This is a genomic window from uncultured Tateyamaria sp. (genome assembly GCF_947503415.1).
Classification (GTDB): Bacteria; Pseudomonadota; Alphaproteobacteria; order Rhodobacterales; family Rhodobacteraceae; genus Tateyamaria.
In genome coordinates, this window is record NZ_CANNDS010000002.1 from 982,011 (window position 1) to 1,004,079 (window position 22,069).

Consider the following 22,069-nt stretch of genomic DNA (forward strand, 5'->3'; position numbering starts at 1 on the left):
TCAGTGTTGTCCCTTGTCTCTCGGACCCTGAAATAGGCCACCCAATGCCTGTTTCACCAGACGGCGCGCCTTGGGTCTTTCATCGGTTGCATAAGTGAGCGGGCGGCAGACTTCCATGGCGGCCACGCCCACGCGGGCCGTGAGCGCGCCATTGACCAGCCCTTCGCCAAAGCGGCGGGACAGTTTGCCCAAAATTGAACCACCGAGCACAGGTTCCAGCATGTCGTCACCCACCGCCACAGCGCCCGTGGCCACCAGATGCGCCATCACCGCGCGGGTCAGCCGCCAACTGCCCAGAAGCCCGCCCCGCCCGCCGTACACTTCGGCAATGCGGCGGATCATGCGCAGGTTCGAGGTCAGTGCTGCCACCACGTCGGCCAGTGCCAACGGCACCAGCGCTGTGACGGCTGCGACTTGCCGGGCGGCGGCCTCGACCTCGCGTTCGGCGGCCTTGTCCAACGGGGCAACAAGGGTGTCTTCGGCCAGTTTCAGCAGGCCTTGGGCGTCCATCTGGTCGCCGCGCAACTCGGCCAGCCGGGTGCGGCCCCATTCGGTGTCGGGGCGCGCGCGGTAGAGCGCGTCGAGCCGGTCGACCACGGCGCGGGCGGCGGCAAGGTCGTTTTGTTCAACCGCCTGCGCTGCCGCGTGGCGCAAGCCGTCGAGCCGGGTCAGGCGGCGCAAGGCTGCAAGTTCGCGCAGGGCAATCACCAGCAGCGTGGCGACAAAGGCCCCGAGCAGACCGGTGAACGCCCAGCCGACGATGGGCGCGCGCGCAATCCACGCGTTCACGAAGTCCCAAGCAGCCGCACTCAGCACCGCCATCAGAAGCGCTGCCGCCAGCCCCCAGAACAACCGACCCAGCCGCGACGGCTTGCGCGTGGCGACACGCGCTGCCATTTGCATGGCCTCGCCGCGCGGCATCGCGACGGGCGTGGTGTCGGGCACGGGGGGTGCGTCGGCCACCTTGGGGGCGGGGTCATCTTCGATCTCGATCAGTACGGGGCCTTTGGCCATCACGATTTGTCCTTGTGCCAGTCGTAGCGGATGTCGGGCAGACCTTCGTCATTGCGCGCGCCGTCGGTGCGTTCGGCTTCGGTGAAGCCATGGCGCAGGTAGAAGCGTTGCGCGCCGGTGTTGGCCTGGAAGGTCCAGAGAGTCAGGTGGTCTGTTGCCTCTTGCATGTCTGCCAGAAGGTTCGCACCGATCCCCTGCCCTTGCGCGCCCTCCGCGACATAAAGTGAATGCACTTCCGGTCCGTTGAGCGCCGAGAACGCGCAAACCTGCCCGGCCTTTTCAGCCACCGTCACCCAGCCTTGTTCGATCATGTACCCGGCAAAGGACAGATCCTCGGCCCGCGTGTGGATGCGCGGCATCCAGTCGGTGCCGTCGATGAAGGCCGACAGGATCGCGCCTACGGCACCTGCATCGGTGGGCTGAGCGGGGCGCAGAACGGTCACAGCTTGTCCCCGAACAGAAACTGCGCCGCGCGGTCAAGCCGGATGTGCGGTGGGCCGTCGCCGGGGCGCAGGGTCAGCGGGGCGGGTGCAAAGCGCATGACCCTGTAGTCTTCGCCCAGCCATTCCTGCGCGCCATTTGCCGCGGGGGACAGGATGTGCGCGGGGTCTTCGGGCAAGGCACCGGGGTAGAACGCCGCCTGTTTGCCGGTGTCGAGCAGCGTGCCCCGGACCACGTCCAGCGGGCTGCCGTCGTGTTGCACCGTCTCTTCGGTCGTGGCGCGCAGGGCGGCCAGTGCCAGCGCTTGCGTGTCCGCCCCGGCAAAGCGGGCACGGTCGCGGGCGTCGCGGGTGAGTGCAGCCATGATCGCGGTCAGCCTGGCGTGTTGGGTGTGATGCAGGTGGTCGGCCTTGGTCGCGGCAAAGAGGATTTTCTCCACCCGTTTGCCCCGGAAAAGCTGTGTCAGGAACGCATTGCGACCGGGGCGGAAGGCCGACAGGATTTCCGACATTGCGGCGCGCATATCCTCGACCGCGGCAGGGCCGTTGTGGATGGCACCCAGCGCGTCCACCAGCACCACCTGCCGGTCGATGCGGGCAAAGTGGTCGCGGAAGAAGGGGCGGACGACTTGTGACTTATAGGCCTCGTACCGCCGCGCCATTTCGCGGCGCAGCGAGCGGCGTGGCGCGTCACCGGGCGGTAGCGGTGCAAAGGTGAGGACGGGGGAGCCTGCGAGATCACCGGGCAGCAGGAAGCGCCCCGGTGTGCAATCGGAGAACCCCGCAGCGCGGGCGGCGTGCAGGTAGTCGGTGAAGGCGGCGGCAAGGGTTTTGGCCTGCGGTTCTTCCAATTTGGAAGCGCCATCCACGTCTGTCAGCGCGGCGCGGAAGGTGGCCGCCGTGTCACGCGTGGCGAGGCGTGCCAGTGTTGTCGCGGACCAATCATCGTAGCTTTGGTCCAGCAGGCCAAGGTCCAGCAGCCATTCGCCGGGGTAGTCGATGATGTCCAGATGGATCGTGCGCGGGCCTTGCAACCCGGCCAGCAACCCGTTGGGCTTGACCTTGAGCGACACGCGCAATTCGCTGACTGCCCGCGTGCTGTCGGGCCAGTGCGGCGGGCTGCCGGTGAGCGCGCCGATATGGGTTTCATAGTCGAACCGTGGCACAGTGTCGTCAGGTTGCGGTTGCAGGTAGGCGGCGGCGATGCGCCCTTCGCTGGCGGCCAGAAGGTGCGGCATCCGCCCCTGATCCAGCAGGTTGGCCACAAGCGACGTGATGAACACCGTCTTGCCCGACCGCGCCAGCCCCGTCACGCCCAGCCGGATGGTCGTGTCCCCGAACAGGTCCGCCCCGGTATCATAGATGCCCTGGGCCACATCCAGCACCCCATCGGCAATTGTCGTCAGAACCACGTCGCACCCCTTTGATCGTCAGGGGCTATGTAAGGCGTTGTTTCGATGCGTACCAGTTTGGTGTTGTGTGGGTTGTGCGTGCAGATGCCTTCCCTGACGGTGACAAAGCCACCTGACAGGCAATGGGCGGGCGCATTTTTGGGACAATGAGGATGCAGCGTGGCGTTGCTGTTGTCGCCAATTGGGGATAGGTCCGCGCCCATGCCGCGCTATGCCTTGAAAATCGAATATCACGGGGGGCCGTTTGTCGGGTGGCAGCGGCAGACCAATCAGCCGTCCGTGCAGGGGGCGATCGAAGCTGCGTTGGCGAAGCTGGAGCCGCGTGATCACAATATTGCCGCTGCAGGGCGCACGGATGCCGGGGTGCATGGGCTGGCGCAGGTGGCCCATTGCGATATGGAGAAGGACTGGGACCCTTTTCGGTTGTCCGAGGCGTTGAATTATCACCTGAAGGCGCATCCGGTGGCGATACTGGCCTGTGTCCGTGTCGCGGATGATTGGCATGCCCGGTTTTCGGCCGTTGAGCGGCGGTATCTGTTTCGTATTCTGATGCGTCGCGCGCCTGCGACGCATCTCAAAGGCCTCGTGTGGCGGGTGAACAACCTGCTGGATGTGGACGCCATGCAGGCAGGCGCCGATCATCTGGTCGGGCGGCATGACTTTACCACCTTTCGGTCGACCATTTGTCAGGCGGACAGCCCGGTGAAAACGCTGGACCGTCTGGATGTGGTCCGTGTCGATGGTGTGCATGGGCCTGAGGTGCAGTTTGATGTGCGGGCGCGGTCGTTCCTGCACAATCAGGTGCGCAGTTTTGTGGGCACGTTGGAGCGGGTTGGTGCGGGGTCATGGGCGCCCGAGGACGTTAAGACCGCGCTTGAGGCCTGTGAGCGGGCCGCGTGTGGTCCTGTGTGCCCACCGGATGGGCTGTATCTGGCCGGCGTGGGATATCCTGACGATCCGTTCGCCTAGTCCAGTTCCATCAGCCCGGCCCCTGCGCCACCTGCACGCGACGCATCGCTGTCGGGGACGTAGGTTTTGGCGGCAAGCGTGTTCAGCTGTTCCGTCAGTGATGGGGTAAGTGCCAACCGTTCGGGCCGCCCCCGCGTGCTGGGTTCTGTGAGCGACAGGCTGACACGCACCTTGGGGCCTGCGACATCCAGTTCGGATTTGCAGGGCAGTCCCGCCAGCCAACTGACCAGCATGGCCCGGGTGCCCGCGTCATCCTCGGTCGCATCAACGGGTTTGGAGGTGATCGACGCCGCCTCCACAATTGTCTCGACACGGTGGGCCAGCGCCACGATGCGGTCGGGGTTGTCGAGGGCTGCTTGCACCGCCCCTTGCGGGCCTTCATCGGCCACATGGCGGGCCAACATTGCGCCAAATGCGAGCGCCTGTGCGGGCGGCACTCCGGCACCGCTGGCCGCCTTGACACCCAGCGTCTGTACTTCGGTCCATGACATGTTCATCGCTCCATTACCGGAAGCCACCAATCATCCATCTCGGGACGCAGTTCATCCCCCAAAGGTGCGCCCTGTGCCAGCGTGATGCGGGTCCACAGGTCGGACTTGGGATCGAACTTTGTCGCTCCAAAGAAGCTGAGCTTGCAGCGCAGCATATCAATGGGGCGACACGTCGCAGCAATCAGATTGTCGCGGATTTCGGCGTATGGGTAGCGGGTCAGCAGGGCCACGCGGTTGATGGCGTGGGTGTGTTGCGGGTGGGTTTCGGTGAACTTTGAAACGGGTTGGGCGGCGTCGGGGAGGTCTGCGTGCAGCTGTGCCACGCGGCGTGCGATGTCGAGCGGGGTTTCCAGCTCGGCCCCCGGCTCGGCAAAGCGGTCGCCAAGGCGCGGTTCCAGCTTGGCCGCACTTACGTACCAGAAACGGCGGCAATCGTCGGCGTTGTGATAGTCGCAGTCGAGCGCCCATTGCCAGTGGGTCTCAACGGCGGATTTGACGGCATCTGTATCGGCGAAAGGCGCGATCAGTGGGCCATGGCGGTCGGCCATGTCGTGGCAGAGGTCATCGACGTCTTCCGGGCAAAGCTCGATCAGGAGGGCTGTTAGGAGTTCTTGCAAAGTGTCCGTTTGGTCCGCTGCTGCATCCCACAGCATGGCAAATGAGGTTGCCGCTTCGATCTGAGGAAGGAACGCGGCCCAGTCTGCCTCCAATTGGCGCAAAATGGCGTCGTGATCCTCTGCCGGGACGTGCCAGTCTGACAGGTGCTTTTGGGCGCGCTTGGCGAGGGATTGCAGCCGCGTGTGTTGCTCATCTGTGATCGTGTCTCGGTCCAGAACGCGGGCCAGAGCCGTCTCGCGCGCTTGTATCCAATTGTGCAGCAGCACCGGGTGGTTAACGAGGAACGGGGCCATGCCAAGGCCCGTGGCGTTGCCGATGCCCAGATGGCGGGCGAGCGATGGGTCTAGCGGGGCACCGCCTACGTGCTGGACCAGATCCAAGGTGAAGTGGCGGATCATAAAGACCGCCAGCATTTCTGCCGCGAAGGGGCCATCGAGGCCGGGACGGTCGGCAATCAGATAGCGGTCGGCAATGCCGAACTTGCCGTTGCCGTAAACGGCGGTGGTGCGCATCAGGTAGCCGATGTCGCGGATCATTTGCGGATCGGGTTGCAGCCCTGCTTTCAGCGCCGCCACCGTGGCATTCCACATGCGCACGGATTTGTTCGCGCGGCTGAGGACAAGGTCGCGGGGTTCGAACCGGCCAGCCTCTTGTTTTGGTGCTTGGGCAGCGATGCGTGCGATTTCCGCAGGCGTGGCGATCCCGTCAAAAAGGACAAAGGCCGCATCCCACGCCGTAGCGATGACGCGGTCGCTGCGCTGATCGGCGGGCAGATCGTTGGAGATGGCGACCAGCGAATAGGTGTGGCCCCCAAGATCAACGGCATAGGCCGCCTGCCCATAGCCCTGATCGCAAATGTCCCAGTGGATGCGCCGCACTTCGGCCCGCTCAGCACACAGCCGCCGCACAAGAACACGCAGAAAGCTGAGCCGCGTGGGCATCATCTGCCCCATACGCGCAAGGCGCAGCACCGTTTCGGGCGCGCGTAGGGGCATGGGTGGGGCGGCGTGATCCTTCATACCTTCACTTGGGCCAAGAATTGACCCTGAGGCAAGCAGTTTTGCGACGCTTTGCAGCTTGGTGCAGGCCCTTGCCGACGCTCCGGGCTTACATTTTTTGCTGTGTGTATTTCTTCAGCTCGGCCCGCGCGACTTGACGGCGGTGCACGGCGTCCGGGCCATCGGCCAGGCGCAAGGTCCGCTGATGCGTCCACGCATGGGCCAGCGGCGTGTCCTGACTGATCCCCTGCCCGCCATGCATCTGCACGGCCTCATCAATGACCTTGAGCGACACGCGTGGGGCCACGACCTTGATCTGGCTGATCCACGGGGCAGCGGCGCGAGGATCACCCTGATCCATCATCCATGCAGCCTTGAGGCACAGAAGCCGGGCCATTTCGATCTCCATCCGGCACTCGGCGATGATGTCGTAGTTGGCACCCAGTTGGGCAAGTGGCTTGCCAAAGGCTTCCTTGGCCAGCGACCGTTTGCACATCAACTCAAGGGCCGCTTCGGCCTGTCCGATGGCGCGCATGCAGTGGTGGATGCGGCCGGGCCCAAGGCGGCCCTGGGCAATCTCAAACCCGCGCCCTTCGCCCAGCAGGATGTTTTCGGCAGGCACGCGCACATTGGTGAAGCGGATGTGCATGTGACCGTGGGGCGCGTCGTCATGGCCGTAGACCAGCATGGGGCGCAGCACTTCGATGCCCTCTGTCCCCGCGGGGACAACGATCATGGATTGGCGCTTGTGCTTGGGGTTTTCGTCGCCGCCCGTCTTGACCATGACGATGTAGACCTTGCAGCGCGGGTCGCCTGCGCCGGAGGCCCAGTATTTTTCGCCGTTCAGCACGTAATCGTCGCCGTCGCGGACGCAGGACATGGCGATGTTCGTGGCATCTGACGAGGCCACATCGGGTTCCGTCATCAGGTAGGCGGAGCGGATGTCCCCTTCGAGCAGCGGGGCCAGCCAGTCGGATTTCATCTGGTCGGTGCCGTAGCGTTCGAACACTTCCATGTTGCCCGTATCAGGCGCAGAGCAGTTGAACACTTCCGCTCCCAGAGGCGTCTTGCCCATCTCTTCGGCGAAGTGGGCGTATTCCACGGTCGACAGGCCAAAGCCCTTTTCGCTGTCAGTCAGCCAGAAGTTCCACAGGCCCGCGGCCTTGGCCTTCGCCTTGAGGCTTTCGAGGATTTCGGTTTGCCGGTCGGTGTAGGTCCAGCGGTCGCCCTTTGCCACTTCGCCAGCGTATTCCTCTTCCAGCGGCATGATCTCGTCCCGGATCATGGCGGCCACACGGTCCAGAAGGTCGCGGTTTTCGGGGCGTAGCGTGAATGACATGTCCATGGGTGATCTCCTCCTGATTTGGGTCAGGGTGGCGGATCATCTTGGCAGTGTCTACCACAGCGTGCGGTGACGCTGGGGTATTTGGTCAGGCAGCACGCAGGCCAAGGATGTCGCGGGCTTGCGCCGGGGTGGCAACAGGGCGGTCATGCTGGGCGCAGATGTCCGCCAGCCGTTCGACAAGGGCGGCGTTTGAAGGCGCGAGGGTTTGCTTGTCCCAGCGGATATTATCCTCGAGCCCGGTGCGGGCGTGCCCGCCAGCAGCCACGGCCCATTCGTTCAGGACGATCTGGTTTGCGCCAATTCCGGCGGCACACCACGGCGCACCCGGAAACAGACGCTGCACGGTTTCAATATAAAAATCAAAGACATGACGGTCCACAGGCATCGCGTTTTTCACGCCCATCACGAATTGAACATAGGGCGTGTCCTTGATCTTGCCCTTGGCATGCATCTGCGCGGCCATGAAGATGTGGCTGAGATCAAAGGCTTCGATCTCGGGCTTCACATCATATGCCACCATCTCGGATGCCAGCCAGTCCACAAGATCCGGAGGGTTCTCGTACACACGCGTCGGGAAGTTGTTTGATCCCACGGACAGCGACGCCATGTCAGGGCGCAGGGGCAGCATTCCGCCACGTGTCTTGCCCGCGCCGGACCGCCCGCCGGTCGACAACTGCACGATCATGCCGGGGCAATGCGTCTCGATCCCCTCTTTCAGCAGCGCGAACTTGTCGGGGTCCGATGTGGTCGAGCCATCATCATTGCGCACATGGGCGTGGCAAATGCTTGCGCCCGCCTCGAACGCGGCATGTGTGCTCTCCACCTGCTCGGACACCGTGATCGGCACCGCTGGATTGTCCGATTTCTGGGGGACAGAGCCGGTGATGGCCACACAAATGATGCAGGGGTCGGACATGGGGTGCCTCGTGTCGATTGCGTGGCGCCACCGTTCCTCAATTGCTGCACAAGGTCCAGTGCGCCTCCGCACTGAACATGTGTGACGACGCAAAGATATCGTGAAAGACTTTGGCCGACGCACCTGCCGCAGCACCGATCAACCGCCTGATTTTTAGGCAGGAAATCACGGCTCGATACCGCAATCGACCAGTCCGGTTGCGGCGGCGGACAGAATGTGCAGGCTAAGGGGATGGCAAAAAAGCCCACTTACTTTGACGAGATGTTTGGCCATGGCACGGACGCACGCGCCCCCTATGCCGACTATTGCGACTGGTTTCTGAACGAAGACACACGCCGCCTGCTGGCGAAATCCGAAGAGGCGGAAGCACTGTTTCGCCTGATCGGCGTGACCTTCAACGTCTACGGCGATCCGGACGCCACCGAACGGTTGATCCCGTTCGATCTGGTGCCGCGCATCATTGCCGCCCGCGAGTGGGCCAAGGTCGCCAAGGGGATCGAACAGAGGGTGCGCGCGATCAACGCGTTTCTGCATGACATCTACCACCGACAGGAGATCGTACGCGCAGGCCGCCTGCCCGCCGAGATGATCGCCCGCAACGACGCGTTCCTGCCCGAAATGATCGGGGTCACGCCCCCCGGGGACATCTACACTCACATTGTGGGCACCGATCTGGTGCGTACGGGCGATGATGAGTTCTTTGTGCTGGAAGACAATGCGCGGACACCGTCGGGTGTGAGCTATATGCTCGAAAACCGCGAGACGATGCTGCACATGTTCCCGGAACTGTTCAGCAAGATCAAAGTCCAGTCGGTCAATCAGTATCCACGGTCCTTGCGCAAATCGCTGTCGGGCTGTGCGCCCGATGCCTGCAGTGGGCGGCCCACGCTGGCCGTGCTGACGCCAGGCATTCATAACTCCGCCTATTACGAGCACGCATTTCTTGCCGATCAAATGAGTGCCGAACTCGTTGAGGGGCACGATCTGCGCGTGGTGGATGGGCGCGTGGCGATGCGCACGACGCGGGGCTACAAGCCGATCGACGTGCTGTACCGCCGGGTGGATGACGAGTATCTGGACCCGCTGAATTTCAATCCGGACAGCATGTTGGGTGTGCCTGGCATCATGGATGTCTACCGTGCGGGCGGCATTACCATCGCCAATGCGCCCGGAACAGGGATTGCCGATGACAAGGCGATTTACAGCTACATGCCGGATATCGTGGAGTTCTACACCGGCGAAAAGGCGATCCTGAAGAACGTCCCAACGCACAGGTGTTCGGAGCCTGAGGCGCTGAAATACGTGCTCGACAACCTGGCCGATCTGGTGGTCAAGGAAGTGCACGGCTCGGGTGGCTACGGCATGCTGGTGGGGCCTGCGGCCTCAAAGAAAGAGATCGCGGATTTCCGGACCAAGCTGGAAGCAACGCCCGACAATTACATCGCACAACCGACGCTGGCGCTGTCGACGGTGCCGATCCTGACGGATGCTGGCCTTGCCCCGCGCCATGTGGACCTGCGCCCCTTCGTGCTGGTGTCGCCCGACCGGATCGACATCACACCCGGTGGTCTGACCCGCGTGGCCCTGACCGAAGGGTCGCTGGTGGTGAATTCGTCCCAAGGTGGCGGCACAAAAGACACCTGGATTCTGGAGGAGTAGCGCGATGCTGGGCAAAACCGCTGGCGGCCTCTTCTGGATGTTCCGCTATCTTGAACGGGCTGAAAACACCGCACGGATGATCGATGCGGGCCTGCGCATTTCGCTGACACGGTCGAGCGCGGCTGAAAGCGAATGGACGTCAATCCTGTCTTCGACGGGCCTGAGCGCGGCGTATAAAGCGGCACATGGCGCGCCGGATGGTCCGAAGGTCATCGACTTTCTGCTGCGTGATCCGAACAATCCGGGCTCAATCCTTACGGGGATCGAAGCTGCCCGGATGAATGCCCGCGTTGTGCGCACGGCGCTGACCCGCGAGGTGTGGGAGGCGGTGAACGAGTGCTACATGGTGCTCAAGCGCCTGCTGGCCCAGCAGATCGAGGATCGGGACCTGCCGCGCGTGCTGCAAGTGATCCGACAGCGCAGTGCGTTTGTGCGCGGCGCGCTGCACGGCACAATGGTCCGCAATGACATTTTCAACTTTGCGCGCATCGGGACGTTCTATGAACGCGCAGACAACACAGCGCGCATTCTGGATCAGAAATATTACATCCTGCTGCCCTCGGTGCGGTTGGTTGGCAGCCCGTCGGACAATGTGCAATGGGACACGATCCTGCGGGCCACGTCCACCACACGCGCCTATCAGACCCTGCATGACGGCGACGTGGACCCGAAGGCCATCGCGCAATTCCTGATCCTTGACGGTCGTCTGCCGCGTAGTCTGGCTTTTTGTTACAGCAAGATCGGCGACAATCTTGGGTATCTGGAAAAGGAATACGGTGCGCATCAGCCAAGCCACGCCTTGGTCGACAGTGTCTGCGCAAAGTTCAAGGCCCACGACATGAACGCCATTTTCGACTATGGTCTGCATGAGTTTATCACGGACTTCCTGCGCGACAGCGCGGCCTTGGGGCGTCAAATCGAAATCGACTACAGGTTCAGCGAATAGCACATGCGCCTCAAAGTACTTCACAAGACCCACTACACGTATGACGCCCCGGTGCCCTATGGCTTGCAACAGGTGCGCCTGCGTCCCAAATCCCGCCCCGGACAGTTGGTCGAGGATTGGCAGATCGACGTGGTCGGCGGTCAGGTCGAGGTGTCCTTTGAGGATGAGCATGCCAACTCGGTCGATCTGGTCAGCTTTGCCCCCGGCCAGACAGAGATCGAAATCACCTGCTCCGGCACCGTGGACGTCGAGGACAATTCCGGCATTGTTGGTCACCAAGGCGGGTACGTGCCTTTGTGGCTTTTCAGGCGCAGCACGGCGCTGACGAAAGCCGGGCCTCGGATCAGGGCGTTGGTCAACGACGCGCCAACCGAAGGCAGCGATCTGGACCGTTTGCATGCCCTGTCTGCGCAAATTCTGGCGGCGGTCCCCTATTCGACGGATCAGGCCGCGTCCGACCTGAGCGCCGAGGACGTCATGGATGCGGCACACGGGGTCTGTCAGGACCATGCCCATGTGTTCATCACCGCCGCGCGCGCGCTGGGGTATCCTGCACGCTACGTCTCGGGATATCTGATGATGGATGACCGAGTGGATCAGGATGCCAGCCATGCCTGGGCCGAAGCGCATGTCGAGAATCTGGGCTGGGTCGGCTTTGACATCTCCAACGGCATCTCGCCCGATGCCCGCTATGTCCGCGTGGCGACCGGTTTGGACTACCGCGATGCAGCGCCCATTTCTGGTTTACGCTATGGTAACGCCGGGGAAGATATGTCTGTGACCTTGCAGGTGCAGCAGCAATAGCGCACATTTGGCGCGACTCGGGGCTGGGACACACAAGATATGACATATTGCGTAGGGATGCGGCTGGATGCCGGGCTGATCTTCATGTCCGACACCCGCACGAATGCAGGCGTCGACAACATCTCGACCGTCAAGAAAATGCACAGCTGGGAAGTGCCGGGCGAACGGGTGATCGTGATCATGACCGCCGGAAACCTCGCCACCACGCAATCCGTGATCTCGTTGCTGGATGAACGGTCGAAGGCCCCCGAGGATCGCAAACCTTCGATCCTGGAAGCACCGTCCATGTTCCAGATCGCGCGCGAAGTGGGCCGGACGCTGAAAGAGGTGATCGCTCAGAACGCAACGACGGGCATGGAAGCCGATGGCGCGTTCGGGGCAACCATGATCATCGGTGGCCAGATCAAGGGCGCCGCCCCGCGCCTGTTCCTTGTATACCCAGAGGGAAACTTCATCGAAGCCTCTGATGACACACCGTTTTTTCAGATTGGTGAGGCCAAGTACGGCAAGCCGATCATCGTGCGCGCGCAGGACCCCGCCTTGCCCTTTGAGGCGGCGGTGAAGCTGTTGATGGTCAGCTTTGACTCGACCATCAAGTCGAACCTGTCGGTCGGTTTGCCGCTGGACTATGTGGTCTACGACCGCGACAGCCTTGCGATCACCCATGCCGAACGGATCGAAGCGGACGACCCTTACTTCCTGACCGTGTCCAACGGATGGGGCGAAGCGCTGAAGGTCGCGTTTGATCAACTGCCCGAGTTCGAGTTCGACTGATCCAACGGACGCGCTTGCGCGCGACACCATTCTGGCGATGGGGCTCTGCCCCAAACCCCGTGGTATTTTCAGTCAGAAGAAACTGCTAGTGCATGTCCGGCGGCAGATAGTCTCGGATGGAGCTGACTTTACGGCTGTATTCGGCGTCGATCTCTCTCAACTCAAGCGACAACATGAACGGATATTGCCCCATATGTGCCGCGGTAAATGCCTTGGCGGCGTCAAAGACGGCATCCGTGGCTTGGGTCTTTTTCTCTGCACTACGCCCTGCCGCCAGGCGGATTGTCATGTCTATGAAGCTGTGTTGTGGGTCGCCATCCGCAACCACAGAATGATGTGCAGCATGGGCTCTGACGCGAATGCCCGCGGCTGGAAAGACGCCTGTCGCCGCCGCCGCATCCTTGAGCGCTGCACAAAGCGCGCGCATGTCCAGCATGTCGTCAAGGTTGGCTGAGTAGTCGAGCACGATATGAGGCATGTCCGGAGTGTGTGCCCCTGCCCCTAGCGCGCGCAAGCCAAAAGCGCATCGACATCCAGATATGTCTCAAGATGATCGGCCAGCCCGTCGAGTGTCGCTTCGACGGTGTCGCTATAGGATGCGTTGCCTGCACTCGCGCCGATGCTGGCCAACCATGCGCCGCGAAAGCCATCGTCGCGGAACATGCCATGCAGGTAACTGCCCGCGATACGCCCATTCGGGCTGAGGGAGCCTTCGTCCTGACCTGCCACTTGCGCGAAGGGTCGCGCGCGGTCGGGTCCATCGCTGCGCCCGATGTGAATTTCGTATCCCTGAAACGCCTGCCCGCTTGGCACATGCATCGCAGTAACGGTGGTCAGTCGCTTGTCATCCGTCATCGTGGTCTGCACATCGAGTAGGCCAATAGCTGTCGTGGCACCTGCAGGCCCTTCGAGCCCCTCCGGATCATCCACAACCTGCCCCAGCATTTGGTACCCGCCGCAAATACCCAGCACATGGCCGCCCCGGCGGGCGTGGGCGCGGATGTCCTCATCCCATCCCTGATCTTTCAGGAATTGCAGGTCGCCGCGCGTTGATTTGCTGCCGGGTATGATCACCACATCCGTATCCGCGGGCAGCGGTTGCCCTGCGTGCAGCATCGTCAGCCGAACGCCGGGTTCCTGGGCCAGCGGGTCCAGATCATCGAAATTGGCGATGCGGGACAACTTGAGGCACACGATGTGGACCCCATCTGGTCGGGACGGCGTCGCGATGTCCAAAGCATCTTCGGCGGGCAGTTTCCAAGCCTCTTCGAACCATGGCACCACGCCGAACCCGCGCCAACCGGTTCGCTTTTCAATCATGGCATACCCGTCATCAAACAGGCTCGGGTCACCGCGAAACCGATTGATCAGGAACCCCTGGATCAGGTCCGCGTCAGCGGGGTCAATGACCGCCTGCGTGCCAACGATCTGGGCGATCACCCCGCCCCGGTCAATGTCACCGGCAAGAACAACCGGGCACTCCGCCGCCTGCGCAAAGCCCATATTGGCGATGTCGCCACGGCGCAAATTCACTTCGGCCGGGCTGCCTGCCCCTTCGACCAGGACAAGATCATGCTGCGCTTTCAAGCGGTGGAAACTGTCCAGAACAGCCGTCATCAGCGTCGGTTTCAACTTTGAATAGGCGCGGGCCTTCACGGTTGTCAGGCGCTTGCCCTGCACGACCACCTGACTTCCCACATCCGTTTCAGGCTTGAGCAGAACCGGGTTCATGTCGGTGTGCGGCGGTAATCCGCAGGCCATCGCCTGAAGCGCTTGCGCACGGCCTATCTCTCCGCCATCGGTGGTGACAGCAGCGTTGTTGGACATGTTCTGCGGCTTGAACGGGGCGACCGACAGGCCCCGCCTGACGGCGATGCGGCACATGCCCGCCACCAACATCGACTTGCCGACATTGGATCCAGTTCCCTGAAACATAAGGGCGTTCGCCATGATACCTCCACCCCGGCATCCCAGAAATGCCAGATTTGTCGCCCAAGCTGTTGCGGCGATCACTTACATGACATCACACATATGAAACGGAAAGATCATGTTGGACTTCACAAATACGCCGGAACGCCGCAAGCGCGCGGCCAAGGCGAGAACGCGTAAGACATTGTGCCTGATGGGGCTCGCCATCGCCGTACCGGCAGCGGCCTGGGCCATCGACCTTCAAACGGTCACCGCGCTGTTAAGCTGACACGCAGCCTTAGAACTCCACACCCTTCTGCGCCTTGACCCCAAGGTCTTTGAACGGGTGCTTGACCAGCGTCATCTCGGTCACGAGGTCCGCCGCCTCGATCAACTCAGGCTTGGCATTGCGCCCTGTAAGGACGACATGGGTCATGGCCGGTTTTTGGGTCATCAGGAATTCCACGACCTCGTCAATGTCCAGATAGTCATAGCGCAGCGCGATATTGATCTCGTCCAGCAAGACGAACTGGATTTTTGGGTCCAGAATCTGTTCCTTGGCAATGCGCCAGCCGTTCTCAGCCGCCGCGATATCGCGCTCACGGTCTTGCGTCTCCCACGTAAACCCCTCTCCGCTCACGAAAAAACGACACTCATCGGCAAACCGGTCGCGCAGGAATGTCTTCTCGCCCGTGTCCCAGTTGCCTTTGATGAACTGCACCACGGCGCAGGGCATCCCGTGCGAAATGCAGCGCATGATCATCCCAAATCCGGACGAAGACTTGCCCTTGCCCGGGCCGGTATGGACCATGATCAGACCTTTTTCCTCGGTCTTCGTTTCCATCATCTTGTCGCGCGCGGCCTTGATCTTTTTCATCTTGGCGTTGTGGCGTTCGGTGATGTCGGTCATGGCGTCCTCCGGGGTTGTCACAGGGTTGGTGCCATCATTTCGATGCAGGTGCCAGAGGTCTTTGTTGCGTCAGCCCAACCCGTCCAGAAACGCAGGCAGGTTGGCGCGTGTCTCATCCGTGAAGTGGAAACCACGCCAGCCCTGATCCTGCGCCGCATCCACATTCCGCCTGGTGTCGTCGATCAGAACATGGGTCGCAGCAGGCGCGCCGCTCCATGCTTCGATATGGTTGAAATACGCAGAATCGGGTTTGGCGTGTCCGATCCGACCCGATGCAAAGATGTGCTCAACCAGCGCGCCAAAGCCCATCTCCTGCTCGATATAGGCGGCTCGTCGCGGTTCGTTGTTGGTTCCGATCACATGGCGCATGCCCGAACGATGCAAATGTTGCAGCACCTGCCGGTCGGGCAAGGCGTCCTTTGCAAACCAATATGCAAGAAACGCATCCGCATCTGCATCATGGCCCGCCTGGGACAGCCACGTTTGCAATTCATCACGCAAATCGGATTGACCGCGCATGATCCGGCCAATCCGGTCCGGGTGAAACAGATGCCCGGCCAATGCCTCTGTCCTGATCCCCCAATCGGCATAAAGAGTATCGGCCCACAGGAACCGACCTTTCCTGATATTTGCGTTCAGTACGCCGTCAAAGTCCCAGACCAGAACTGTCATATGCGTGGCCTCCTGTCGTGTGTGCACCCTATGGTGAATGGTACCTCTCCGCCATCTCGTTCGCGCTTGACTCTGTTCTGCACGCCGCGCACTACGGTATGGCTGGTGCCCGGAGTTCGCTTCGGGTGAAAAGGGAATGCCGCGCAGGAATTTTCGGATGAAAATTCTTGTAAACGCAGCCGCCCCCGCGACCGTGACCGGAGAGGATGCTCCACGCCACTGGCCAAGTGCCGGGAAGGCAAGGCAACCACCGAGACCCCGAAACAAACGGGTGTCCCGAAATCCGCAAGCCGGGAGACCTGCCAGCAGACGTGACGAAACCGGACGGGGTGTGCCGGGTGTCGGGACAACACGGCCTTGCCGCTGCCCGCCATCTGCCATGCCGTCCCCCGACAGGGAATGAACATGGCCGATCTGCCCCCCGTGGAACTCTTGGTCTGCGTGAAATGCCGCCGCGAGCTGGACGTGCCCGAAGGTGGCACGCGCCCCGGCGAAGCGCTCCATGCCGAGCTGGCAAACCGCACCATGCCCGAAGGTGTGACCCTTAGGGCCGTCGAGTGCCTGTCCAACTGCTCGTCCGGCTGCTCCGTCGCCGTGCGCGGTGGCGCGCAGCGCTGGACCTATGTCTACGGCAACCTGATGGAGGATCGCGACGCCGATATGGTCGTCGACGGCATCGGCAGATACGCCGCCACCGCAGACGGCATCGTCCCCTGGCGCGAACGCCCCGAACACTTCCGCAAAAACTGCATCGCCCGCATCCCCCCGCAGGAGTTCTGAACATGGCCAACCTGAACAAAGTCTCCCTGAACAAAATACCAGTCACTGTCATCACCGGCTTCTTGGGCTCGGGCAAAACCACCCTCGTCCGCCATCTGATGCAGAACCCGCAGGGCAAACGCCTCGCTGTAGTAGTGAACGAATTTGGCGACGTGGGCGTGGATGGCGACATTCTGAAAAGCTGCGCCATCCCCGACTGCCCTGCCGAGAACATCATGGAACTGGCGAACGGCTGCATATGCTGCACCGTGGCCGACGATTTCATCCCGACAATCGAAGCGCTCATGGCCCTCGACCCGCAGCCCGAGCACATCCTGATCGAAACCTCCGGCCTCGCCCTGCCCAAACCGCTGCTCAAAGCCTTTGACTGGCCCGACATCCGCAGCCGCATCACCGTGGACGGCGTGATTGCCCTCGCCGATGCCGAAGCCGTCGCCGCAGGCCGTTTTGCCCCGGATGTCGCCGCCGTCGACGCCCAGCGCGAAGCCGACGACAGCCTCGACCATGAAACGCCGCTGTCAGAGGTGTTCGAGGATCAGATCAGCTGCGCTGACATCATCCTGCTGACCAAACCCGACCTCGCAGGCCCCGACGGTATCGCACGCGCCAAAGAGATCATTGCAACTGAGGCCCCCCGCCCCCTGCCCGTCGTAGAAGTGGCCGAAGGCGCGGTCGACCCGCGCGTGATTCTGGGACTTGAGGCCGCAGCCGAAGACGACATGGACGCAAGGCCCTCCCACCACGACGGCCATGACGACCACGAGCATGACGACTTTGAATCCGTCATCATCGACATCCCCGAAGTGGATGATCCCGCCGAGCTGGTCGCCCGCATCGAAGCCATGGCGAAGGACCAGAACATCCTCCGCGTCAAAGGCTATGCCGCCGTCACCGGCAAACCCATGCGCCTGCTGGTCCAGGCCGTTGGTGCCCGCGTCCGCCATCAATACGACCGCCCGTGGGCCGCAAATGAAGCACGCCAGGGCCGTTTGGTCGTGATTGCCGAACATGACGACGTGAATGCAGCAGCCATCCGTAGCGCATTGACGGATGTTCCGGCAGCCGCCGAGTAATGAAAGCCAAAGATGCACGTCGTCTTCCGCGAAAGCCACGGGCTCGAAGAGACCGAGACACCCACCGATCTGGGGCAAACGCCCGCAGATCTGGTGGTGCTGTCCTTCTCTGACAGCGACCTCGGGGCCTTCGCGGCGGCGTATCACCGGGCGGACGGCAAGTTGCCCACCGTTCGACTGGCAAACCTCGTCGGCCTCAAGCACCCGCTATCGGTCGATACCTACATCGAACAGACGCTTGAAGGGGCCAAAGGCATCCTAATCCGCCTCATCGGCGGCGTCCCTTACTGGGCATATGGCCTGCAGCAGGTCGAAACCCTCTGCCGCCAAAAGGGCATCGCCCTCGCCGTCCTGCCCGCCGATGGCCGCCCCGACCCGCGCCTCGATGACATCTCGACCCTGCCCGTCTCGACACTCCGCCGCCTCGCGCATCTCTGCGACACTGGCGGCGCGGTCGCAGCCCAAGCGGCCCTTGCCCAAATGGCCCTCGCCTCCGGCCTCTACGCAGGCCCGGTCAAAGGGGCCAAATCCCTGCCATCCGTCGGCGCATGGACCCCCGAAGACGGCGTCGCCTGCCCCCTGATCCAGACCGCAGACGACAAACCGCTGATCATCGTCACCTTCTACCGCGCCTACCTCGCCGCCGCCGACTTGTCACCGATCGAGGCCACCTTCGACGCTCTACGCAACCGCGGCTTCCGCGCCCTGGGCCTCTTTGCGCCCTCGCTCAAAGCCCCCGAAGCCGCAGCCTGGATGGCCCGCCAGATCGCGCATCTGAAACCCGCCGCCATCGTGAACGCCACCGCCTTCTCCGGCATCGGCGCGAATGGCACGTCCCCTCTCGACGCAGGCAACGTCCCCGTCTTCCAGATCGCGCTGGCCACCTCGACCCGAGACGCATGGGACGAGGCTGAACGCGGCCTGTCCCCCACCGACCTCGCCATGCATGTGGTGCTGCCAGAGGTCGATGGCCGCCTTTTCGCCGGGGTCGCGTCGTTCAAGGAACCACAACCCCGCGACGACGACCTGCAATTCGCCCGCTACGCCCACGCCGCCGATACCCAGCGCATCAATACTGTGGCCGACCGGGTCAAAGCGTGGACCGATCTCGCCGCCACCCCGGCGCAGGACCGCACACTCGCGCTGGTGCTCAGCACCTATCCGGGCAAGGACTGGAACATGGCCCACGCCGTGGGCCTCGACGCGCTGGCCTCGGCCGAAGCGATCCTGTCGGACCTCAAGGATGCAAGCCACGACACCGAAGCGTCCCCAGTTGCGCACGCCCTCGAAACCGAAACCATAGGTTGGCCGCTCGACGCCTACAAAGCCGCTCTCGCCAACCTCCACCAATCCCTCCAGAACGACCTCACGACTTCATGGGGCAGTCCCGAGGAGGACACCGACGAGGGCCACTTCCACTTCCCCGCCATCCGCCGTGGCAACATCCTCATCGCCCTGCAACCCGAGCGCGGCACACCGGCGAAACGCGACGACGATTACCACGACCTCTCCCGCGTCCCACGCCACGCCTACGTCGCGTTCTACCTTTGGCTCCAATCCCAGACGCAAGCCCTGATCCACATCGGCGCGCACGGCACGCTCGAATGGCTGCCCGGTAAGTCCGTCGCCCTGTCCGACACCTGCTGGCCCGAAGCCCTCACCGGCACCCTGCCCGTCATCTACCCCTTCATCGTCAACGACCCCGGCGAGGCCGCGCAGGCCAAGCGGCGCATCGGCGCCGTGACGCTGGGCCATCTGCCGCCCCCGATGAAAGACAGCGCCGCGCCCGACCGCTTTGTCCGGTTAGAGTCGCTGCTCGACGAGTTCTCCAACGCCGACGGCCTTGACCCCAAGCGCCGTGACCGGCTGCAAGAGGATATCCGGGCCGAAGCGCAGGCGATTGGCGTCGAAAACGATCTCGGCCTCGACCGCGCCACCTGCTCGGCAGAGGCGATCACCCGCATCGACCGCTTTGTCTGCGACATCAAGGAAAGCCAGTTCGGCGACGGCCTGCATATCTGGGGTCAGGATGCTGAAACCGAACGCTCCGCCCTGATCAACGCGCTGAACGGCAAACGCATCCCCGGCGGCCCCTCCGGCTCTCCCTATCGCGGGCGGCGCGACGTGCTGCCCACAGGCCGGAACCTGTACACCACCGACCCTCGCTCGGTCCCCACCCGAGCGGCCTATGCCCAAGGCGTCAAGCTGGCCGAAGAGCTTGTCCGCCGCCACCTGCAGGAAGAAGGCGACTGGCCGCGCGGCCTGATCGTCGACCTCTGGGGCTCCGCCACCATGCGCACGGCGGGCGAGGAATTCGCAATGGCCCTGCACCTTCTGGGCGTGAAACCCGTCTGGGATCAAGGTTCCGAACGCGTCTCCGGCATCGAAGTCCTGCCCATCACCGACCTGGACCGCCCCCGCATCGACGTGACCTTGCGTGTCTCTGGCCTCTTCCGCGACGTGTTTCCGACGCTCTCAGCCCTCTTTGCCCAAGCCGTCCGCGCACTGAGCGGGCGCGACGAAGCCCCCGACTGGAACCCCTATGCAGGCCACGCAGCCACAGCCCGCGTCTACGGCCCCGCCCCCGGCAGCTTCGGCCTCGGCATGGGCGCGGATATCGAGACCTTCACGGACGAGGCGCGCACCGCCGCGGGCAACGCCTGGCTTGCCGCCAGCGCCTACGCCCTCGATGGCACGAAAACGGAAAAGGACGAGGCCGGTATCCGCGCCCGCGTCGCCCAAGCCGACAGCTTCGTCCACCTGCAAGACCTGCCCGAGACGGACGTCCTCCTCGCCTCCGACTACGCTGCGCACGAGGCGGGCTTTGCAGCGGCACAAGCCGTCACGGGCGGCAAGGCGTCCCTCTACCACCTCGATACCACACAGCCCGACCGCCCCCGCGCCCGCACCCTGCCCGAAGAAATCGCCCGCGTCGTGCAGGCCCGCGCGACGCAGGCCCAGTGGCTGCGCGGCATGATGCGCCACGGCTTCCGCGGCGGCGCCGAAATCGCCGCCACCCTCGATCACATGGCCGCCTTCGCGCACCTCGCAGGCGTCGTCGGCCCGCACCTGTTCGACGCCTACCACGACGCCACGTTCGGAGACCCCGAGGTCTCGGCCTTCCTGCAAGACGCCAACCCGGGCGCGTACCAAGCCATGCAAGACCAGTTCGCCGCCCTTGATGCCGCAGGCCTCTGGCACACCCGCCGCAACTCGATCCGCGCGTCACTTGAGGCCGCGCAATGAGTGTCAAAGGATGGTGCCCCGGCGCATGGCGTCCCATGATGTCCGGCGACGGGTTGATCGTTCGCATACGTCCCCGTCTGGCCAGCCTGACAAGCGACCAAGCGCTCGGCCTCTGCACCCTCAGCCAAACCCACGGCAACGGCATCATCGACCTCACCAGCCGCGCCAACCTGCAAATGCGGGGGGTCCGCGAGGACCAGCACGAAGACCTGCTCAAAGCGCTCTACGGCCTCAACCTCATCGACGCCGCGGCCGAAGACGAAGCCCGCCGCAACATCACCGTCACGCCCCTATGGCAGGACGGCGACCTTACCACCCGCCTGCACGCCAACCTCCTTTCAGCCCTACCTCAAATGCCCAAGCTCCCAGCCAAAGTGGGCATCGCCGTCGACACCGGGGCAAACCCCATCCTGAGCGACACCCCAGCCGACTTCCGCTTCGAACGTAGCGCAACAGGCGACATCATCCTCCGCGCTGACGGTGCCTCCAAGGGCAAATGCATCCACGAAGCGGATGCGCCGGACGCCCTGATCGACCTGGCCAACTGGTTCACGGCAACAAACGGCCAGACTGCTGGGCGCATGGCAAAACACCTGAAAACCACCGCACTCCCCGCGCATTGGAAAGACACCGCACCAGCCCCCACCGCAGACCGCCTCCACCCCGACGGCACCACCTACGGCGCGCCTTTTGGCAGCATCGACGCCGCCGCCCTCACCGCCCTCATCCAAGACAGCCAAGCCACCGCGCTCCGCGTCACCCCATGGCGGCTCTTCACCCTCGAAAACGCATACCCCTGCACGCCCCACGGCTTTATCACGGACCCAGCTGACCCACTCCTGCACACGCACGCCTGCCCCGGCGCGCCTGCTTGCGCCGCTGCCACAGTCGACACACGCACTCTCGCCCGGAAAATCGCAAAACCCGGCCTCCACATCTCCGGCTGCTCAAAAGGGTGCGCGCACCCCCGCCCCGCACCCACAACGCTTGTCGGCAACAACGGCGCGTTCGACCTTGTAGAGAACGGCCATCCATGGGATGCCCCCCGCCAGCGCGGCCTGACACCTGCCCAAATCCTGACGCCAGCGAGCTAA

The 22,069-nt window shown here is 63.2% G+C and carries 21 protein-coding genes and 1 riboswitch; of the genes, 10 read left to right on the top strand and 11 right to left on the bottom strand.

Going from position 1 to position 22,069, the window contains the following annotated elements; genetic code table 11:
- Genes Q1A32_RS15985 through Q1A32_RS15995 form a run of 3 tightly spaced genes read right to left on the bottom strand, consistent with a single transcriptional unit; the run spans window position 1 to window position 2,866 of the window.
- The gene (locus tag Q1A32_RS15985) at window positions 1–1,014 is read right to left on the bottom strand and encodes a YcjF family protein (protein ID WP_299655236.1); all 1,014 of its coding nucleotides are present in this window, start codon (window positions 1,012–1,014) and stop codon (window positions 1–3) included.
- Window positions 1,014–1,457 carry a GNAT family N-acetyltransferase gene (locus Q1A32_RS15990; protein ID WP_299655238.1) on the bottom strand — a complete coding sequence of 148 codons (444 nt, stop codon included), beginning with the start codon at window positions 1,455–1,457 and terminating at the stop codon, window positions 1,014–1,016. The genes Q1A32_RS15985 and Q1A32_RS15990 overlap by 1 nt, the downstream gene beginning before the upstream one ends.
- Entirely contained in the window at window positions 1,454–2,866 is a 1,413-nt protein-coding gene (locus tag Q1A32_RS15995) for a YcjX family protein (RefSeq protein ID WP_299655240.1), read from the bottom strand. Before Q1A32_RS15995 ends, Q1A32_RS15990 begins: the two co-directional genes overlap by 4 nt.
- 201 nt (window positions 2,867–3,067) lie before the next feature.
- On the opposite strand from Q1A32_RS15995, the gene truA reads away from it, so the two are divergent.
- Window positions 3,068–3,835, top strand: coding sequence for a tRNA pseudouridine(38-40) synthase TruA (gene truA, locus Q1A32_RS16000; protein WP_299655242.1), 768 nt, complete (start codon window positions 3,068–3,070; stop codon window positions 3,833–3,835).
- On the opposite strand, the gene Q1A32_RS16005 is transcribed toward truA, so the two are convergent.
- The 4 genes from Q1A32_RS16005 to Q1A32_RS16020 all read right to left on the bottom strand — a co-directional run bounded on the left by Q1A32_RS16005 (window position 3,832) and on the right by Q1A32_RS16020 (window position 8,203).
- A complete protein-coding gene (locus tag Q1A32_RS16005; RefSeq protein WP_299611309.1) occupies window positions 3,832–4,326 on the bottom strand; it encodes a hypothetical protein in 495 nt (164 codons plus the stop codon). The two genes, truA and Q1A32_RS16005, sit on opposite strands and share 4 nt — an antisense overlap.
- A 2-nt stretch (window positions 4,327–4,328) precedes the next feature.
- A complete protein-coding gene (locus Q1A32_RS16010; protein ID WP_299655244.1) occupies window positions 4,329–5,963 on the bottom strand; it encodes a hypothetical protein in 1,635 nt (544 codons plus the stop codon).
- Between the two features lie 88 nt (window positions 5,964–6,051).
- The gene (locus Q1A32_RS16015; protein ID WP_299611304.1) at window positions 6,052–7,287 is read right to left on the bottom strand and encodes an acyl-CoA dehydrogenase family protein; all 1,236 of its coding nucleotides are present in this window, start codon (window positions 7,285–7,287) and stop codon (window positions 6,052–6,054) included.
- A gap of 85 nt (window positions 7,288–7,372) precedes the next feature.
- Window positions 7,373–8,203 carry a 3-keto-5-aminohexanoate cleavage protein gene (locus Q1A32_RS16020; protein WP_299655248.1) on the bottom strand — a complete coding sequence of 277 codons (831 nt, stop codon included), beginning with the start codon at window positions 8,201–8,203 and terminating at the stop codon, window positions 7,373–7,375.
- A gap of 231 nt (window positions 8,204–8,434) precedes the next feature.
- Here Q1A32_RS16020 and Q1A32_RS16025 point away from each other — a divergent pair, with 231 nt between their 5' ends.
- The 4 genes from Q1A32_RS16025 to Q1A32_RS16040 are packed head-to-tail and all read left to right on the top strand — an operon-like array spanning window position 8,435 to window position 12,386.
- Window positions 8,435–9,862: a circularly permuted type 2 ATP-grasp protein gene (locus Q1A32_RS16025; RefSeq protein WP_299611298.1), complete on the top strand. Its 1,428-nt coding sequence runs from the start codon at window positions 8,435–8,437 to the stop codon at window positions 9,860–9,862.
- Between the two features lie 4 nt (window positions 9,863–9,866).
- The gene (locus tag Q1A32_RS16030; RefSeq protein ID WP_299655251.1) at window positions 9,867–10,808 is read left to right on the top strand and encodes an alpha-E domain-containing protein; all 942 of its coding nucleotides are present in this window, start codon (window positions 9,867–9,869) and stop codon (window positions 10,806–10,808) included.
- A gap of 3 nt (window positions 10,809–10,811) precedes the next feature.
- A complete protein-coding gene (locus tag Q1A32_RS16035; protein WP_299655254.1) occupies window positions 10,812–11,612 on the top strand; it encodes a transglutaminase family protein in 801 nt (266 codons plus the stop codon).
- Window positions 11,613–11,651: 39 nt separating this feature from the next.
- The gene (locus Q1A32_RS16040; RefSeq protein WP_299611289.1) at window positions 11,652–12,386 is read left to right on the top strand and encodes a proteasome-type protease; all 735 of its coding nucleotides are present in this window, start codon (window positions 11,652–11,654) and stop codon (window positions 12,384–12,386) included.
- An 85-nt stretch (window positions 12,387–12,471) separates the two neighbouring features.
- Here Q1A32_RS16040 and Q1A32_RS16045 read toward each other — a convergent pair whose 3' ends face one another.
- Window positions 12,472–12,864 (bottom strand): 5-carboxymethyl-2-hydroxymuconate isomerase, encoded by a 393-nt coding sequence (locus Q1A32_RS16045; protein WP_299614901.1) that lies wholly within the window; start codon window positions 12,862–12,864, stop codon window positions 12,472–12,474.
- Between the two features lie 23 nt (window positions 12,865–12,887).
- Complete coding sequence (locus Q1A32_RS16050; RefSeq protein ID WP_299655258.1) at window positions 12,888–14,336, bottom strand: cobyric acid synthase; 1,449 nt, start codon at window positions 14,334–14,336, stop codon at window positions 12,888–12,890.
- 97 nt (window positions 14,337–14,433) lie between these two features.
- Here Q1A32_RS16050 and Q1A32_RS16055 point away from each other — a divergent pair, with 97 nt between their 5' ends.
- The gene (locus Q1A32_RS16055) at window positions 14,434–14,583 is read left to right on the top strand and encodes a hypothetical protein (RefSeq protein ID WP_299611280.1); all 150 of its coding nucleotides are present in this window, start codon (window positions 14,434–14,436) and stop codon (window positions 14,581–14,583) included.
- A 9-nt stretch (window positions 14,584–14,592) separates the two neighbouring features.
- Here Q1A32_RS16055 and cobO read toward each other — a convergent pair whose 3' ends face one another.
- Window positions 14,593–15,204 carry a cob(I)yrinic acid a,c-diamide adenosyltransferase gene (gene cobO / locus Q1A32_RS16060; RefSeq protein WP_299614907.1) on the bottom strand — a complete coding sequence of 204 codons (612 nt, stop codon included), beginning with the start codon at window positions 15,202–15,204 and terminating at the stop codon, window positions 14,593–14,595.
- A 69-nt stretch (window positions 15,205–15,273) separates the two neighbouring features.
- Window positions 15,274–15,876, bottom strand: coding sequence for an HAD family hydrolase (locus Q1A32_RS16065; RefSeq protein ID WP_299655262.1), 603 nt, complete (start codon window positions 15,874–15,876; stop codon window positions 15,274–15,276).
- 86 nt (window positions 15,877–15,962) lie between these two features.
- Window positions 15,963–16,198, top strand: a riboswitch (cobalamin riboswitch).
- An 83-nt stretch (window positions 16,199–16,281) separates the two neighbouring features.
- On the opposite strand from Q1A32_RS16065, the gene Q1A32_RS16070 reads away from it, so the two are divergent.
- From Q1A32_RS16070 to Q1A32_RS16085, 4 genes are read left to right on the top strand one after another with little or no spacing between them, the layout of a single operon-like run.
- Complete coding sequence (locus tag Q1A32_RS16070) at window positions 16,282–16,656, top strand: DUF1636 domain-containing protein (protein WP_299655265.1); 375 nt, start codon at window positions 16,282–16,284, stop codon at window positions 16,654–16,656.
- A gap of 2 nt (window positions 16,657–16,658) precedes the next feature.
- Entirely contained in the window at window positions 16,659–17,729 is a 1,071-nt protein-coding gene (gene cobW, locus Q1A32_RS16075; protein ID WP_299655268.1) for a cobalamin biosynthesis protein CobW, read from the top strand.
- A 12-nt stretch (window positions 17,730–17,741) separates the two neighbouring features.
- The gene (gene cobN, locus Q1A32_RS16080) at window positions 17,742–20,975 is read left to right on the top strand and encodes a cobaltochelatase subunit CobN (RefSeq protein ID WP_299655272.1); all 3,234 of its coding nucleotides are present in this window, start codon (window positions 17,742–17,744) and stop codon (window positions 20,973–20,975) included.
- Window positions 20,972–22,069 (top strand): cobalamin biosynthesis protein CobG, encoded by a 1,098-nt coding sequence (locus tag Q1A32_RS16085; protein ID WP_299655274.1) that lies wholly within the window; start codon window positions 20,972–20,974, stop codon window positions 22,067–22,069. Before cobN ends, Q1A32_RS16085 begins: the two co-directional genes overlap by 4 nt.